The organism is Lamprobacter sp., assembly GCF_034860625.1.
Lineage (GTDB): Bacteria > Pseudomonadota > Gammaproteobacteria > Chromatiales > Chromatiaceae > Lamprobacter.
The window spans coordinates 1-14,494 of record NZ_JAYESN010000100.1 but is presented as its reverse complement, the minus strand read 5'-3'; the positions used below and the strand labels follow the sequence as shown (position 1 = coordinate 14,494).

The window sequence follows — 14,494 nt, the reverse complement described above, 5'->3', positions numbered from 1 at the left end:
AGTGAGATCCCGCATCCGATGGCTCTCGACACCTGTCAACACGAGCAGCACAATGAGGCTTACTCGCTCAATCCGCCAGGAGCCAAAGATGGCATCAGCTCAGATCGATATTCCGCAAGATATCTTGGATTCTGCGCGTTTGTCGCCGGAGGCTCTCAAGCAGGAAATTGCGATCAGCCTCTACGCTCAACGGCGGCTTTCGATCGGCAAGGCGCGAGAGCTTGCCGGGATGTCACTGTGGCAGTTTCGGCAGTTGCTAGGATCGCGGGAGCTGCCCGCTCACTATGACGAGACGGAACTGTTAGAGGATCTCGAGACTGTCTCAAGCTGGGACCGTTCGGCCTCATGAGGCGCGTTGTCAGCAACACCTCTCCAGTGACCAATCTCGCCGCGATCGGCCAACTCAACCTGCTGCACAGGCTGTTCTGCCGTGTCGACATCGCCCACGCGGTCTGGGATGAGCTGAACGCCAAGGGCCGGTCCTGGCCTGGTCGCGACGAGGTCGCGCGGGCATCCTGGATCGTTCGCCAAACGCCCAACAACAACGCGCTGGTGCGTGCCTTGCAGCGGGATCTCGACCGGGGCGAATCTGAGAGCATTGCGCTCGCACTCGAGTTGGGAGCCGATCTCATCCTGCTGGACGAACAGGACGGGCGCCGTCTTGCTGAACAGCAGGGCTTGAGGCCGATGGGCGTGGTCGGTGTTCTGCTGCTCGCGAAGCAATGCGGTCTGTTGCCGGCCATCCGGCCTGACCTCGATGCCTTGAGAATGGAGGCCGGCTTCTGGCTTGGGCCTTCGGTTTATCAACTCGCGCTTCAGAAAGCAGGTGAATCGTTTTGAATCATGCACGAGAACAGGCACGGATTCGGTATTCCTGGCGATTTTCCCTGGCCTGCCACGCGACCCATTTAGCGCGGCGCCAGGCGGGGGAAAACCCGGGACGGGTTCGGTTTTTCGGGAAACCCGGGACCGGTCTGGTGTTTCGGTTTTTCGCACGGCTGGCGATTCGGGCGGTTCGAATGATGCCCATGTCGGTTCGGTACTGACGTTGGCTGGCGCGAATCGAGTTGCGGTTGGTCGATGCCTTGGGTTTCCGGGGCACAAAGGTCGTCCAGTTCGGCGGCGCGCGTGCCTACAGCGTCATTGATCGGGCGTCCGCGAAGGCCTGCGACATCAGTTCTTCTGCCAACGCTCGGCGAATGCCAGAGCGGCGAGAAATATGCGCCGCTCTCGCATCGGCGGGGTCACATCGGCGGCCCAGCCGGCGAGCAGGCCTTTCGCTTAGGTCACGGCGCACACCTGTGCGCGGGGGAGGCTAACGGTGACGGGACGTTGCAGAAGTTCTAGCAAGAGGCGCACGCGATGCTCGCCTTGGGGGGCCTTGAAGATCGCCGATAGTCCAGCAAAAGGGCCATCGAGGATCTGGACCGGCTGGCCGGGCTGGAGGTCTGGTGGACCCGCAGAGTGCTCACAGCGTTGGACGAACACCGAGCCAACCGACGAAACCACCAAACCCTGAACACCAACCAGTGAGCTCTTTCACCGACGCGCTCATCCTCAAGGTCCACACCGGCACCCTCGCCGAGCGCCCGTTCGAGCTGCTCGAAGCCTTCCGCGACTAGAGCACCATCGGCGCCAGCGAAGCCGAGCCGCTTGGAATCGACCGGGTTGGGCATATCGACTGGCTCAAAACCCGGACGTCCCGGTTTAACGAAAACACGTACAAATCCGACCCGGACGTATCGACATGAACAACATCATGGTCGAAACTCAAGGCCCCGAAGGCACGGTCTGTGAAGGCACGGTCTGTTTAGTTTAACGGCCCCAAGCGGGCGTTTACATATTCGAATGCGACGCAAGTCCGAGTCGACGCCTGGGAATGACGCAAACGCGCTCCCGCTACCTTGATCGGAAACATAGAAGGTCAGCAAAATGCCAAAAACGATCGAAGTCGAAATCGACGCCGCCGGGCGATTGCGACCTCTGGCGCCGCTCCCCCCTCTGCCAGTGCGCGCCTTGCTGATCCTGCCCGAACAAGAATCTCCAGCATCTCCAACCCGCGGTGCCACCGCAGCAGAAGCGCTCAAACTCCTTGCGAGCCCGCGCTATGCCAAGCGGCCACGCAGCCAGCCGGACGAGGTCAGCCGGCGGATCGCCGAGCTTCGGGCCGATTGGGATCGAAGAGAGGGATGACTCGCGCCTACCTCGATACCTGCTGCGTCATCTACCTGATCGAAGAGGTGCCTGGTTTCAGCGATCCAATGCGTAACCACCTCGCGGCCAACCCGGACGCAATCCTCTGCGTGTCCCCGCTCGTGCAGCTTGAAGCCCTCGTCAAACCCCTCGTTGACGGAGACCAAGCCTTAGCCAGTGATTACCGGGACTTTCTAGCAGAACAAGATTGGGCGCTGATCGGTGACCGCGAGTTTGAATTGGCAACGCACCTGCGCGCAGCCCATCGCCTAAAAACGCCCGATGCCCTGCATCTCGCCGCCGCCCAGAATCATGGATGCAGCGAATTCTGGACCAACGACGACCGCCTAAATCAAGCGGCAACTGCAAAATCGGTCAACATTCTAGCCCGCTTTGGATAACCGGGAACCAAGCCAGGGACAAGCAACGCCCAACCATCATTTCCCCTTGACGAGTGAGGCAAAGCCGCGTTTCAATGCCGCCATGCTGCGTTCAGCCCTCGAACGCAACCGGCACGATCACAACAACAGACAAGCCGCCCCCTGCCATACCCTCCAATCACAGGGTAGGGCGGTAGCATGCCCGCACCAAGACTCGGCGACCCGGCCTCGTTGGCCACCAAAGCGCCACGCCGGGGTTGGGCCGCAATCGGCAGCCCCAGTCGTACCCCAGCACAAACCCATCAGGCGCCAGCGGCCGGTGCCACCAACCCAAAGCCCAAAGCCCAACGCCCAGCCCGTTGAACGACGAACTCCAATACCACGTCCTCAAACACCTGCAAGCCAACCCCCAGGCCAGCCAGCGCGAGCTCGCCCGCGCCCTCGGCATCAGCCTTGGGCGCACCAATTACTGCGTGCGCGCCGTCATCGAGCGCGGCCCCGGCTGAGAACAGGCCCAAGGCGCAGGACTTTCGCCGCAGCAACAACAAGCTCGCCGACGCCGACCTGCTCACGCCCGAGGGCATCGAGCAAAAGACGCGCATCCTGGCGCGCTTTCTCAAGCGCAAAGAGGCCGAGTACCAAGCGTTGCAGGCCGAGCTCGAACAACTCACCGCCGAGGCCAAGGCCGAAGGCCTGCTCGACCCCGAATCCGCCAAGCCCTGAACACCAAACCCTGAACCCCATCCAGTGAGCTCCTTCACCGACCCGCTCGTCCTTAAGGTCCACACCGGCACCCTCGCCGAACGACCCTTCGAGCTGCTCGAAGCCTTCAGCTACTGGAGCACCATCGGCGCCAGCGAAGCCGACCCGCGCTGGATCACCGTACCCGCCGGCTTGAAGCGGATATAGGCTAGGAACTATATTCAAGGGACTCTAGTGATGTGGGCCGTTGAGACAAGAGCAAAGGCAATGAGCAGAACTCTTGAACAGTTGCTCGCCGACGAGAAACCCGACGTTGCAGCGCGCGCTCAACAAAAGGCCACAGAGATTCTGCTGGGCATTCACCTAGCGGAACTGCGCGAGCACGCTAGCAAGACCCAGGGCGAGTTGGCTGACGCGCTCGGCGTGAAACAGCCGACCATTGCCGGCATGGAGAGGCCCGGACATGACCTCAAGCTGTCTTCGCTCAAGCGCTATGTCGAAGCGACCGGTGGCAAATTGCGGATCGATGTTGAGCTCCCCGACGGGTCACATTTTGGTTTTTCGCTATAGCACCATCGCAAGGCACCGCGCGCCGAACGGCCGAACGAACTGATGGCCGATTGGCAACTCGCCAGCGAGGGCCAAACCCCTTCAAGATCGATCCCTTGCGTTGAAGCATGCGCCATGACACCAGACATCATCAAAGTCAAAGCTTTAGCTGATTTCGTGCTGGAAGCTGAATTTGCTGACGGTAAGACTCGGCGGTTCGATGTTCGTCCTCTACTCGATTACCCTGCCTTTTCCGCGTTGCGCGAAGGGAGTCTGTTCATGGCAGCGAAGGTCGAAAATGGCACGGTCGCATGGACCGACGAGATTGATCTTTCACCGGACACCCTGTACCTGCGCTTCCTCCACCGCAAGCGAGCCGCCGAATAGACGACATCCTCCGGCGCAAGCGCCCCGAATGCAATGCCCTCAAGGCCGAGCTCGAACAGCTCACCGCCGAGGCCAAGGCTGAAGGGCTGAACGAGCGACCCGCCCGATGACGCCGTCGTCTAACCTTCTCTGGAGCCAAACCCATGAGCGCACCGTCCAGCTACGACCAAGACTACTACCTCTGGTTCGCCGATCAGGCAAGGCTGCTGCGTGCCGGAACCTGGCAACAGCTCGACATCGAACACCTTGCGGAGGAATTAGAAGACATGGGCAAGCGCGAAAAGCGGGCGCTGAGAAGCCGAACCGTTGTGCTGCTCGCCCATCTTCTGAAGTATAGGTTCCAACCACAACACCGCAGTGCGAGCTGGAACGGCACCATTCGCGAGCAGCGCAAGCAGCTGGCAGAACTGCTCAGCGACAGTCCTAGCCTCAGACCCCGGCTGGAAGAGGATCTTCAAGACAGCTACATCAGCGCCAGCCTGCTCGCCGCCGGTGAAACCGGCCTCGCCGAGACCACCTTTCCCGAGCAGTGTCCGTACTCAATCGATCAACTCTTAGACCAAGACTTCTGGCCCGATCTCTGACCCATCAACAAGCGCTCCCCGGGAGCGGATGGCTCAAGTGGCCAAAACAGCCCAGCCATGGCTAATGGACTCGCCGATGTCACGGCAACTTGAGCGATCCGGGTGTGCGACCCGCGCGACTTCAAGCTTTGAGTCGACCCGGGTTCCGCTCAACCTGATCTTCGACTACCCAGTGCACTGGTCGCGCTACAAGGTTCTGCGCGATCTGATTCAGAACTTCTACGACAGCATCCCTCGGCCCGAATGGGCCGAGCGGTTCAGCCAACAGGTCGAGCAAGGGCGGCTCACCCTGATCTCCAAGGACGTAGGCTTCAGTTACGACTGGCTGATTCCGATCGGCGCCTCGACCAAACGCGACGGGGGCGGCGATTACGCCGGCTATTTCGGCGAGGGCTTCAAGATTGCCGCACTCTGCGCCCTGCGTGACTTTGACTGGGCGATCGAGGTGCGCTCTCGCGACTGGCACCTGCGCGTCGTGACCGACAGGCTCGACGTGGATGGGCACCATCTGAAGAGCCTGGCCTACGAGATCCGCACCGGCCTTGAGCCGGTCGCCGATACCCTGCTAACCATCGCGCCATTCCGAGATTCGGCCACCCTAGAGACCGCGTTGCTTAGCTTCTTCTATCCCGACAATCCGCTGCTCGGCGAGGCCATCTGGACCTCGCCGACGGCCGCCATCTACCACCGCTCGCGGCAGCACAAGCCGCCCGACTATCCAACGACCTACAACGACCAGGGCCCCGGCATCCTATTCGCCGGCTTTCAGGCCCTCGGCTCCTTCTCCTACCCACTGGTCGTCTGCCTGCACGACCATCGCGGCAACGACCGCGAGCGCAATAACCTGTATCGCATGGATGTCGTGAAATTGATTGGCAAGGTTGCCATACGCCTTCCACCGGATGCGGCCGGCGCGGTCCTGCGCATCTTTGCCAGCCGCTGGTACGAACGACCGCGCAAGCGTTACGACTTCGATTCCTGGTACCCGATTATCGACAATCTGGTGCAGCGACTCGCCGGCTGCCCGGAGCAAGCCGCACGGTTCCGCGCCGACAACCCGCACCTGTTGGTCGCTGCCCAGGTCAAGCGTAGCGACCTGCCCGGCTACAATCGGCGCCGTCAGGCGCTCGCGTGGATCAAGGGTCGCGGCCAGCGCTACCGGCTGGTCCAAGAGGCGTTCCGGGCGCTCGGGTATCCCAGTCTTGAGGACGCCTGCGCCAGGGCTGATGGTTTCACGATCACCCGCGATCCCGACCGGGGCGAGATTGGGCGCATCGCCGTCCTCCAATCCGTCGCCAAGGACCTGCTCCCCGACCTGCTTGAGCAGCTCGAGCTGCCCCCGTGCAAGGTCATCGACAACCCTGGCGCCGTCTGGCAAGGCATGGCCACCTGTATCCGGGCCGATGCCACAATCGCCCTGTGGCGCGGTCTGCGTATCCGCTACCGACTTCCGTTCGTAGCATTAAAGGCAACGCTGCTGCACCAAGACGGCTTCAGCGACGCCGTGAGCACCTACCTGCACGAACTGGGACATGTCTTCGGGGGCGACAGCTCCGCCGCGTTTAGTCATGCGCTGTCTGAGATGATGTCGGCCACCGTCAGCCACTCTGCACAACTCGTGGACTGGCGGCGAGCCTGGGAGAGTGTAGGCGAGAGCGATTGATCAGAAGCGCTGGAGAGCCTGCTAGTCTGTGCCGCCTACGCGCACGGCGCTGAAGACAACTTGAATGCGCTCGACTCGACGCTAGCCATACCCTAGCCGCGACCGGTTTGTGAGCGCTCCGCGAGGTACGCTGCGTTGCCGATGTTGTCCAATCCTGAAGCTGTCAAGCAGGCCAGGGCAACGCCAGCGGCTTGATTGATGCAACGGGAGACGATGCGCTGATGACCCGTTGGACGCACCGGCAAGGCCGCCGTCATCCATTTTTTCCACCGCATGGCCGCCGACATCTTCAACGAAGCCATGGCCGTCCTCGGCGAGCCCGCCTGGCGCCGCGCCATCATGGTCTGGCCGATAAAGCCACTCACCCTCGGACCTCACATTTGGTTGGCGTTCGACTAGACAGCAGAACGCCGCTGAACGCGAAAAACGTCTGATTTTCAGTATACACTGATGCCTGTCATCCACCGCGAAGATGGTCTCAAGTGCTTCTTCTATGCCAACGAAGGTCATCCACGCGAGCTAGCGCATGTCCATGTTCAACGTGCTGGCATTGAAGCCAAATTCTGGTTGACGCCCGATGTGCAGCTCGCACGCAATGATGGCTTCGACGCGCCCAGCCTGCGGCGCTTCGAACGCCTGGTCAGGCAACACCGAGAACGCTTTCTGAGGGCCTGGAATGAATACTTCGCCTAGCCGCGCTTGGACAGACGCCGACAACCTCTGGGTCGAGCTTGCAGACGGCCGAACCCTCGGCGTTCCGTTAGTTTGGTTCCCCCGTCTACTTGCCGCGACGCCGCAACAACGCGCCGAGTATGAGCTCAGCGCCAGAGGCATCCACTGGGACGCCCTTGATGAAGACATCTCAATCGAGGGGCTGCTCGCGGGCCAAGGCGATCTCACCCACCATCGTCGCCAAGTCGCCTAGCCCGCGTCTGATCCGGTACCCCGGGATCCGTACCGGGTTTTACAATGAACTCAAGCGCTACCAGCAGCACTACGCCCAAGAGGCCGACGTCATGACCGCCTTATCCGCGCCCCATCGGTCATCCCGGCCAGCCCCTCCGTCATCCCGGCTACCTTTCCCGCGTCATTCCGACCGGGAAGCCGGAATCCAGGCCAAGGACGGTAACCCGCGGCAAGCCGGGACCCAGGCCACATACAAGCAACGCCCAACCATTATTTCCCCTTGACGAGTGAGGCAAAGCTGCGTTGCAATTCCGCCATGCTGCGTTCAGATCTCGAACGCAACCAGCACGATCACAACAACAGACAAGCCGCTCCCCTGCCATACCCGCCAATAACAGGGTAGGGCGGTAGGTGCCCGCACCAAGAATCGGCGACCCGGCCTCGTTGGCCACCACAGCGCCACGCCGGGGTTGGCCCGCAACCCGCAGCCCCAGTCGCACCCCAGCACAAACCCATCAGGCGCCAGCGGCCGGTGCCATCAACCCAAAGCCCAAAGCCCCGCGCGTTGAACGACGAGCTCCAATACAACGTCCTGAAACACCTGCAAGCCAACCCCCAGGCCAGCCAGCGCGAGCTTGCCCGCGCACTCGGCATCAGCCTTGGGCGCACCAACCACTGCGTGCGCGCCGTCATCGAGCGCGGCTGGGTCAAGGCGCAGAACTTCCGCCGCAGCAACAACAAGCTCGCTTACGCCTACCTACTCACGCCCGAGGGCATCGAGCAAAAGGCGCGCATCCTGGCGCGCTTCCTCAAGCGCAAAGAGGCCGAGTACCTCGCGTTGCAGGCCGAGCTCGAACAACTCACTGCCGAGGCCAAGGCCGAAGGTCTGCTCGACCCCGAAACCGCCAAACCCTGAACACCAAGCCCTGAACCCCAACCAGTGAGCTCCTTCACCGACCCGCTCATCCTCAAGGTCCACACCGGCAACCTCGCCGAGCGACCCTTCGAGCTGCTCGAAGCCTTCCGCTACTGGAGCACCATCGGCGCCAGCGAAGCCGACCCGCGTTGGATCACCGTACCCGCCGGCTACCGCACCGACTTCGCCTCCATCCCGCGCCTAGTCTGGCCGCTGCTGCCACCGGTCGGGCGCAGCGGCAAGGCCGCCGTCATCCACGACTGGCTCTGCGACGAGCAACCGCACAGCGTCGACCACCGCATGGCCGCAGACATCTTCAACGAAGCCATGGCTGTGCTCGGCGAGCCCGCCTGGAGCCGCGCCATCATGGTCTGGACCGTCAAGTGGTTCGGGCCGAAGTTTCGCGCAGGCGCCTGACCTGACCGATAACTCGGTGTCCGAAAAACCGGACCCGTCCCGGTTTTCCCGCAGCCCGCCACCCGCAGGCCATCACAAAATCGTCACTTGCCCGCACCCGAGGCAGGGTGATTTAATCCTGCAACTGCCCGTTCAATCCAGAACGCTACAGACTTCAACCCAGAACCCCACAGACAACCCGCCACCCGCCCATGTCTTACACCGGCAGGGGATAGCGGTCGCCTGTCTCGCCCAACACCGGCTCGTCTGCCTCGCTACTACCATTTGCATGACCGAAGACCTCACCTTCCACGCCCTGCGCCAGCTCAAGGCCAACCCCCAGCTCAGCCAGCGCCAACTGGCCAAGGCGCTCGGCATCAGCCTGGGGCGCACCAACTACTGCCTGCGCGCCCTCATCGAGCGCGGCTGGGTCAAGGTGGAGCACTTTCGCAGCAGCAAGAACAAGCTCGCCTATGCCTATCTGCTCACCCCGGAAGGCATCGACACCAAGGCCCGCATCACCGCCCGCTTCCTGCAGCGCAAGCGCGCCGAGTACGATGTCCTCAAGGTCGAGCTTGAGCAGCTGACGGCGGAGGCCGAGGCCGAAGGGCTGATCGATCAGCCCGCCAACGGCTGATCGCGACCACCGCAACCGAAGGACCAACGCAGCGCCAACCAAAATGATTGATCTCGCGATCTGGAAAAAGGCCTGGGCGCTGCTGGATACCCGTGAACGCCGCAATGCCTGGATCACCTTAAGCGTCGTGATCCTCTGCGCGCTCTCGTCCGCGCTCATGGTCGGCTCGGTGTTGCCGTTCCTCTCGGTGCTGGCCGATCCGGGGCAGATCGAACGAGTGCCAGCCTTGGCCTGGGCCTATGAGACCTTCGGCTTCAGCAGCGATTACGCCTTCCTGGTGGCGCTGGGGGTCGCGTCCTTCGTCGTTATCGTGCTCACCAGCCTGGTGCAAATCGCCAACACCTATGTGGTGTCGCGCTTTGCCACCATGCGCATGCACTCCATCAGTCACCGCCTCTTGAGCGCCTATTTGCGCCAGCCCTATGCCTTCTTTCTCAATCGGCATTCAGGTGAGATGGGCACGCGGGTGCTCGCGGAGTCTCAGCAGTTAGTAGGGCAATTCCTGAAACCCGCCGCCGATCTGATTGCCTCAGCGTTTACCGTCAGCGCCATCGTCGGGTTGCTGTTGTGGGTCGAACCCCTGGTCGCGCTGATCGCTTTCGCGACTCTGGGCGGCATCTACGGCGCGGTCTATGCGCTCAGCCGCCGCCTGCTCAAGCGGTTTGGCTACGCACGCGTCCAGGCCAACAGTGAACGGTTTCGCATCGCCAATGAGGCCCTGGGCGGCATCAAAGACATCAAGCTACTAGGGCGTGAAAGGGCTTATGCGGCCCGATATGCGGTTCCCTCGCTTCGGATGGCGCGGGCGATGTTGGTTGCTCAGGTCATTGCGCAATTACCGCAATACGTCCTGCAAGCCGTGGCGTTCGGCGGCATCATCCTGCTGTGCCTGCTGATGCTCGGTCCCCAAGGACTTGCCTCAGGCGAGGCGATGGGGGGATTCTGCCGCTACTCGGCGTGTTCGCCTTTGCCGGGCAGCGGCTGATGCCAGAACTCTCAAAGCTCTATCGATCGCTGGCGCAGCTCCAGTCTGGCGCTGCCGCCGTGGAAGTGATCCACGATGATCTGCTGGACAAGGCCGGCTCCGGCACCTTGCCGCGTTCCGCTCCGCCTGGGTTGGGGCTTGCGCGGAGCCTCGAGTTCGCCGCCGTCTCCTACCACTATCCCAATGCCGACCACGCCGGGCTGAAGGACATCTCGCTCGAGATCCGCGCGGGGGAGAAGATCGGCATCGTCGGCGGGACCGGGGCCGGCAAGACCACCCTGGCTGACCTCATGCTGGGGCTGCTCGCGCCCACCCAGGGGCGGATCATCGTTGACGGCGTTCCGATCACCGAGACGAACCTCCGCGCCTGGCAGCAGAGCGTCGGCTATGTGCCGCAGGACATCTTTCTGACCGACGCCAGCGTCACCGAGAATATCGCGCTTGGGGTGCCGCCGCAGGATATCGACAGCGCTCAGGTCATCCGCGCCGCCGGCATTGCCAATATCGACCGCTTCATTCGTGAAGAACTACCACAAGGCTAGACACCAGGGTCGGCGAGCGCGGGGTGCGCCTTTCCGGTGGCCAGCGCCAGCGCATCGGCATTGCCCGCGCGCTCTATCAGGATGCCGATCTGATCGTGCTCGATGAAGCGACCTCGGCGCTGGATAATCTCACCGAAGCCGAGGTGATGGCCGCGATCGATGCGCTGCCCGGCGACATGACCGTGGTGATGATTGCCCACCGTCTAGGCACCGTGAAGCGCTGCGACCGTATTCTGGTGCTGGATAAGGGCCGCGTTGTCGGAATTGGCAACTGGGGCGAGTTGAACGCCGAGAATGCGGCATTCCGGGCGATGGCGCACGCGTCTTGAAGAACCACGGCTAAAACGAGAGCCTAGATGATCCATCCAAGCGCATTCATTCACGACCAGGCCCTTATTGACAGCGGAGCCAGCATCGGGGCTAGCACGCGGGTCTGGGGCTTCACGCATATCCTTGCCGGCGCCCGTATCGGTGCGGACTGCAATATCTGCGAACAGGTCTTCATCGAGAACGACGTCAGCGTCGGTGATCGTGTCACCGTCAAATGTGGGGTTCAGCTGTGGGACGGCATCCAGCTCGAGGATGACGTCTTCGTTGGACCCAATGCGACCTTCACCAATGACAAATTCCCGCGCAGCAAACGCAATCCGGATACCTTTCCAATCACGATCGTGAAACGCGGGGCATCGATCGGTGCCAATTCAACCATCCTCCCCGGACTGACCATCGGGGGCGAGGCGATGATCGGCGCGGGTGCCGTCGTGACCAGCGATGTACCGCCCAAAGCCATCGTCATCGGCAACCCGGCGCGGATCGTCGGCTACGTCGATACGGTCCGCTTCGATGATGCGGTTGGCTCCACGGTGCACCCTCGCAAGACCGGGACGGTCAAGGGCGTGACCCTGCACGAACTCAAACATGTGACCGACATGCGGGGCGATCTGATCGCGACCGAACTCGAAAGAGATCTTCCGTTCGTACCGCGGCGCGTCTTCTTCGTGCATGACGTACCCAGCACACGGGTTCGGGGCGAGCATGCGCATCGCGAATGCCAGCAGTTTCTTGTCTGTTTGAAGGGCAGTGTTTCGGTGGTTGTCGATGATGGTGAGCACAGCGAGGAGTATGAATTGAACCACCCCTGGCTGGGACTCCATCTGCCACCGCGCGTCTGGGGCATTCAATACAAATATTCAGCCGATGCCGTGCTCATGGTATATGCCTCGCATCCTTACGACCCAACGGACTATATCCGCGATTACGACGAGTTTATTCGCGAGGTCCGCCATGCCTGAACCCATTCTTTTCATCGCGCCGCGTGCCAGCTATCTCAAACGCCAGCGTGGGATCGATCAGGTGGTGTCGTATGTGCTGGAGAGTCGGTAGGGTGAATAAGCGCAGCGCATCCACCATCCCCTAGCCAGACAGGTGACAACTCATGTACGCAATCGAATTTGAAGCCGATATTCAGAACGGGATGATCAAAATACCCACCCAGTATCAGGGAATGGAATCGAAACACGTTAAAGTGATCGCCTTACTGGATAACCTAGAGAGAAATCAGCAGGCGGCACCACCGCATGAGGAAAAACCGGCTTTTTTTGCGGACGGATATATCGAGCAACACTGGCGCGAACTCATCATCACTGCCTCGCCGGATCCACTGCAGGATGACGATGCTGTTTTACAGGAAGAATATGGAGCCTACCTCAGTGCAAAACATTCTTCTTGACATCAACATCATTCTCGACTGTTACGATGCCGAGCGTCTGAAGCGCTTTCCGTCGTCAAAACCTGCGTTTGATCTGGCGACGCAATCAGGTAGCTATCGGCCTTTTATATCCTCCTCCAGCCTGGATAATTTGGAGTTTCTGAAAAATAGCGCCTTCAAGCAAAGCTACCCGGAAGCGACTGCGGCGGAACGCCATCAATTGACCATTTTCTTTATCAAAGAAATATTGAATCAAGTCGCGCTTGCCAAAACGCCCGCTTATCTGGAGATCGATGACGACGACATCGAAGACTCGCTCGTCATTGCATCTGCCAGGGCGATCGAGGCCAAGGTCATCACGCGCGATTCGGGGATGCTCGATCGGGATCCTGAAATTGCTCAGACAGCCGAGTCATTCATACAATCGCACCAGGACCGATCACCGCCGATCCCCTTCCTGGATTTAGGGGCGGCATACGAGGAACTGCGCACGGAAATCGATCAGGCCATCGACCGCATCCTGAACTCCGGCTGGTACATTCTCGGCCCCGAGGTCGATGCCTTCGAGGCCGACTACGCGGCCTATTGCGAAGCGGCTCACTGTGTTGGCGTGGCAAGCGGACTCGATGCCCTGCACCTTGCCCTGCGCGCGCTTGGGGTCGGCCCCGGCGACGAGGTGATCGTCCCCTCCAACACCTACATCGCCACCTGGCTTGCGGTCAGCCACTGTGGGGCCACTCCGGTGCCGGTCGAGCCGGACGAGCGCACTTACAACATCGACCCGAGCCGGATCGAGGCGGCCATCACCCCGCATACCAAGGCCATCCTCCCGGTCCATCTTTACGGCCAGCCCGCCGACCTGGACCCCATCCTGGAGATCGCCCGGCGGCATGGCTTGAAGGTCTTGGAAGACGCGGCACAAGCGCACGGCGCGCGCTACAAGGGCCGGCGCATTGGCGGACATGGCGACGCCGTGGCCTGGAGCTTCTATCCCGGCAAGAACCTGGGCGCCTTGGGCGATGGCGGTGCCGTGACCACCAATGATCCCGAACTGGCCGATCGTCTGCGCGTGCTGCGCAATTACGGCTCGCGGGCTAAATACGTCAACGAGGTCCAAGGGTACAACAGTCGGCTCGATCCGCTCCAGGCCGCCATCCTGCGGGTGAAACTGCGTCATCTGAACGACTGGAACGCCCGCCGCCGCACGATCGCCACTGCCTATCTGGAGGCACTCGCCGCGACCGATTTGGTCCTGCCACATGTCGCTGATTGGGCCGATCCCGTCTGGCATCTATTCATCGTGCGTCATCCTCGGCGTGATGCGTTGCAGAGCGCACTCGCGGCCGAGGAGGTCGGCACCCTGATTCACTATCCCATTCCGCCGCACAAGCAAGCAGCCTATGCGAACGCCGGGTTTGCGGACGATGCTTTTGCCTTGGCATCACGGATCGCGAACGAGGTATTGAGTTTACCCATTGGTCCGCAACTAATGACGCACAAGGCTGATGTTGTGCATAAAGTCGTATGCAAAGTTCTTAGCGAGATTTGATGCTCGTGTAAAATGATATAGCCGAGCCAAAGAACGATGAAGCCTTTATGTAATTTGGTTGTTCCAGGATTTCCAAAGAGTGGTACTTCAAGTCTGCATGAATATCTTGATCTTCATCCCCAAATCAATATGTCACGACACAAAGAGTCGCATTTTTTTGCTATTGAAAAGCACTGGAACAAAGGCTGGGATTATCATAATTCGCTTTTTAATATAAGCAAAGATTACTCTTACTACGGAGAGTCGAGCACAATATATTGTATATCAGAAAAATCGATTGAAAGAATTCAATCTAGTTTAAAATCCCCAAAGTTTATTTTTCTTCTTCGCCATCCGGTGCAACGAGTTTTATCGCATTATCGATGGCTGTGTGCACTCGGCTTAGAACGTAGGCCAC

At 60.7% G+C, this 14,494-nt stretch carries 24 protein-coding genes and 1 pseudogene; 24 read left to right on the top strand and 1 reads right to left on the bottom strand.

The annotated features are described in order from the left end of the window. Positions 1–88: 88 nt before the first annotated feature. The 11 genes from VBE63_RS19465 (at position 89) to VBE63_RS19420 (ending at position 6,458) form a co-directional block, all read left to right on the top strand. Positions 89–349, top strand: a complete 261-nt coding sequence (locus VBE63_RS19465) for a UPF0175 family protein (protein ID WP_323684679.1) — start codon at positions 89–91, stop codon at positions 347–349. Next, on the top strand, positions 346–840 hold the full coding sequence (locus VBE63_RS19460; protein ID WP_323684678.1) for a DUF3368 domain-containing protein: 495 nt from the start codon (positions 346–348) through the stop codon (positions 838–840). The genes VBE63_RS19465 and VBE63_RS19460 overlap by 4 nt, the downstream gene beginning before the upstream one ends. A 1,092-nt stretch (positions 841–1,932) precedes the next feature. Continuing rightward, positions 1,933–2,193 carry a hypothetical protein gene (locus VBE63_RS19455; protein WP_323684677.1) on the top strand — a complete coding sequence of 87 codons (261 nt, stop codon included), beginning with the start codon at positions 1,933–1,935 and terminating at the stop codon, positions 2,191–2,193. Further along, positions 2,190–2,594: a type II toxin-antitoxin system VapC family toxin gene (locus VBE63_RS19450; protein ID WP_323684676.1), complete on the top strand. Its 405-nt coding sequence runs from the start codon at positions 2,190–2,192 to the stop codon at positions 2,592–2,594. The genes VBE63_RS19455 and VBE63_RS19450 overlap by 4 nt, the downstream gene beginning before the upstream one ends. A gap of 338 nt (positions 2,595–2,932) precedes the next feature. Next, on the top strand, positions 2,933–3,079 hold the full coding sequence (locus tag VBE63_RS31500) for a winged helix-turn-helix transcriptional regulator (RefSeq protein WP_416274594.1): 147 nt from the start codon (positions 2,933–2,935) through the stop codon (positions 3,077–3,079). Next, the gene (locus tag VBE63_RS19445; RefSeq protein WP_416274593.1) at positions 3,027–3,296 is read left to right on the top strand and encodes a hypothetical protein; all 270 of its coding nucleotides are present in this window, start codon (positions 3,027–3,029) and stop codon (positions 3,294–3,296) included. The genes VBE63_RS31500 and VBE63_RS19445 overlap by 53 nt, the downstream gene beginning before the upstream one ends. A gap of 24 nt (positions 3,297–3,320) precedes the next feature. Next, positions 3,321–3,482 carry a hypothetical protein gene (locus VBE63_RS19440; protein ID WP_323684675.1) on the top strand — a complete coding sequence of 54 codons (162 nt, stop codon included), beginning with the start codon at positions 3,321–3,323 and terminating at the stop codon, positions 3,480–3,482. Positions 3,483–3,542: 60 nt separating this feature from the next. Next, positions 3,543–3,845, top strand: coding sequence for a helix-turn-helix domain-containing protein (locus tag VBE63_RS19435; RefSeq protein ID WP_323684674.1), 303 nt, complete (start codon positions 3,543–3,545; stop codon positions 3,843–3,845). A 114-nt stretch (positions 3,846–3,959) separates the two neighbouring features. Then, complete coding sequence (locus VBE63_RS19430; RefSeq protein ID WP_323684673.1) at positions 3,960–4,211, top strand: DUF2442 domain-containing protein; 252 nt, start codon at positions 3,960–3,962, stop codon at positions 4,209–4,211. Between the two features lie 143 nt (positions 4,212–4,354). Continuing rightward, entirely contained in the window at positions 4,355–4,795 is a 441-nt protein-coding gene (locus VBE63_RS19425; protein ID WP_323684672.1) for a DUF29 domain-containing protein, read from the top strand. 76 nt (positions 4,796–4,871) lie between these two features. Beyond that, on the top strand, positions 4,872–6,458 hold the full coding sequence (locus VBE63_RS19420; protein WP_323684671.1) for a hypothetical protein: 1,587 nt from the start codon (positions 4,872–4,874) through the stop codon (positions 6,456–6,458). A gap of 92 nt (positions 6,459–6,550) precedes the next feature. Here the strand turns inward: VBE63_RS19420 and VBE63_RS19415 are convergent, their stop codons facing one another. After that, on the bottom strand, positions 6,551–6,823 hold the full coding sequence (locus tag VBE63_RS19415) for a hypothetical protein (RefSeq protein ID WP_323684670.1): 273 nt from the start codon (positions 6,821–6,823) through the stop codon (positions 6,551–6,553). An 85-nt stretch (positions 6,824–6,908) separates the two neighbouring features. Here VBE63_RS19415 and VBE63_RS19410 point away from each other — a divergent pair, with 85 nt between their 5' ends. From VBE63_RS19410 to VBE63_RS19355, 13 genes and pseudogenes are all read left to right on the top strand, one after another. Further along, positions 6,909–7,151, top strand: coding sequence for a DUF4160 domain-containing protein (locus VBE63_RS19410; RefSeq protein ID WP_323684669.1), 243 nt, complete (start codon positions 6,909–6,911; stop codon positions 7,149–7,151). Next, positions 7,135–7,383 (top strand): DUF2442 domain-containing protein, encoded by a 249-nt coding sequence (locus tag VBE63_RS19405; RefSeq protein WP_323684668.1) that lies wholly within the window; start codon positions 7,135–7,137, stop codon positions 7,381–7,383. Before VBE63_RS19410 ends, VBE63_RS19405 begins: the two co-directional genes overlap by 17 nt. Before the next feature lie 546 nt (positions 7,384–7,929). Then, positions 7,930–8,280: a MarR family EPS-associated transcriptional regulator gene (locus VBE63_RS19400; RefSeq protein WP_323684667.1), complete on the top strand. Its 351-nt coding sequence runs from the start codon at positions 7,930–7,932 to the stop codon at positions 8,278–8,280. Positions 8,281–8,304: 24 nt separating this feature from the next. Then, positions 8,305–8,697 carry a DUF1353 domain-containing protein gene (locus VBE63_RS19395; protein WP_323684666.1) on the top strand — a complete coding sequence of 131 codons (393 nt, stop codon included), beginning with the start codon at positions 8,305–8,307 and terminating at the stop codon, positions 8,695–8,697. Between the two features lie 268 nt (positions 8,698–8,965). Continuing rightward, entirely contained in the window at positions 8,966–9,313 is a 348-nt protein-coding gene (locus VBE63_RS19390; protein ID WP_323684665.1) for a MarR family EPS-associated transcriptional regulator, read from the top strand. 43 nt (positions 9,314–9,356) lie between these two features. Continuing rightward, complete coding sequence (locus VBE63_RS19385) at positions 9,357–10,298, top strand: ABC transporter transmembrane domain-containing protein (RefSeq protein ID WP_323684664.1); 942 nt, start codon at positions 9,357–9,359, stop codon at positions 10,296–10,298. After that, the gene (locus VBE63_RS19380; RefSeq protein WP_323684663.1) at positions 10,298–10,840 is read left to right on the top strand and encodes an ABC transporter ATP-binding protein; all 543 of its coding nucleotides are present in this window, start codon (positions 10,298–10,300) and stop codon (positions 10,838–10,840) included. The genes VBE63_RS19385 and VBE63_RS19380 overlap by 1 nt, the downstream gene beginning before the upstream one ends. Before the next feature lie 23 nt (positions 10,841–10,863). Continuing rightward, positions 10,864–11,169, top strand: a complete 306-nt coding sequence (locus tag VBE63_RS19375; RefSeq protein WP_323684662.1) for an ABC transporter ATP-binding protein — start codon at positions 10,864–10,866, stop codon at positions 11,167–11,169. A gap of 396 nt (positions 11,170–11,565) precedes the next feature. Then, a pseudogene (locus tag VBE63_RS31495) lies at positions 11,566–11,664 on the top strand (isomerase); the annotation flags it as partial. A gap of 39 nt (positions 11,665–11,703) precedes the next feature. After that, positions 11,704–12,132: a sugar 3,4-ketoisomerase gene (locus VBE63_RS31490; RefSeq protein WP_416274596.1), complete on the top strand. Its 429-nt coding sequence runs from the start codon at positions 11,704–11,706 to the stop codon at positions 12,130–12,132. Between the two features lie 143 nt (positions 12,133–12,275). Then, complete coding sequence (locus VBE63_RS19365) at positions 12,276–12,569, top strand: hypothetical protein (protein WP_323684660.1); 294 nt, start codon at positions 12,276–12,278, stop codon at positions 12,567–12,569. Next, complete coding sequence (locus tag VBE63_RS19360; RefSeq protein ID WP_323684659.1) at positions 12,508–14,097, top strand: DegT/DnrJ/EryC1/StrS family aminotransferase; 1,590 nt, start codon at positions 12,508–12,510, stop codon at positions 14,095–14,097. The genes VBE63_RS19365 and VBE63_RS19360 overlap by 62 nt, the downstream gene beginning before the upstream one ends. Positions 14,098–14,133: 36 nt before the next feature. Beyond that, positions 14,134–14,494 (top strand): hypothetical protein (locus VBE63_RS19355; protein ID WP_323684658.1); only part of this gene is annotated, 361 nt, incomplete at its 3' end.

Coding starts and splice junctions, on each gene's coding strand:
- VBE63_RS19430 (WP_323684673.1), top strand. CDS start 3,960: ATGACACCAGACATCATCAAAGTCAAAGCTTTAGCTGATTTCGTGCTG.
- VBE63_RS19420 (WP_323684671.1), top strand. CDS start 4,872: ATGTCACGGCAACTTGAGCGATCCGGGTGTGCGACCCGCGCGACTTCA.
- VBE63_RS19450 (WP_323684676.1), top strand. CDS start 2,190: ATGACTCGCGCCTACCTCGATACCTGCTGCGTCATCTACCTGATCGAA.
- VBE63_RS19360 (WP_323684659.1), top strand. CDS start 12,508: ATGACGATGCTGTTTTACAGGAAGAATATGGAGCCTACCTCAGTGCAA.
- VBE63_RS19365 (WP_323684660.1), top strand. CDS start 12,276: ATGTACGCAATCGAATTTGAAGCCGATATTCAGAACGGGATGATCAAA.
- VBE63_RS19455 (WP_323684677.1), top strand. CDS start 1,933: ATGCCAAAAACGATCGAAGTCGAAATCGACGCCGCCGGGCGATTGCGA.
- VBE63_RS19465 (WP_323684679.1), top strand. CDS start 89: ATGGCATCAGCTCAGATCGATATTCCGCAAGATATCTTGGATTCTGCG.
- VBE63_RS19410 (WP_323684669.1), top strand. CDS start 6,909: ATGCCTGTCATCCACCGCGAAGATGGTCTCAAGTGCTTCTTCTATGCC.
- VBE63_RS19390 (WP_323684665.1), top strand. CDS start 8,966: ATGACCGAAGACCTCACCTTCCACGCCCTGCGCCAGCTCAAGGCCAAC.
- VBE63_RS19385 (WP_323684664.1), top strand. CDS start 9,357: ATGATTGATCTCGCGATCTGGAAAAAGGCCTGGGCGCTGCTGGATACC.
- VBE63_RS19435 (WP_323684674.1), top strand. CDS start 3,543: ATGAGCAGAACTCTTGAACAGTTGCTCGCCGACGAGAAACCCGACGTT.
- VBE63_RS19380 (WP_323684663.1), top strand. CDS start 10,298: ATGCCAGAACTCTCAAAGCTCTATCGATCGCTGGCGCAGCTCCAGTCT.
- VBE63_RS19425 (WP_323684672.1), top strand. CDS start 4,355: ATGAGCGCACCGTCCAGCTACGACCAAGACTACTACCTCTGGTTCGCC.
- VBE63_RS19460 (WP_323684678.1), top strand. CDS start 346: ATGAGGCGCGTTGTCAGCAACACCTCTCCAGTGACCAATCTCGCCGCG.
- VBE63_RS19405 (WP_323684668.1), top strand. CDS start 7,135: ATGAATACTTCGCCTAGCCGCGCTTGGACAGACGCCGACAACCTCTGG.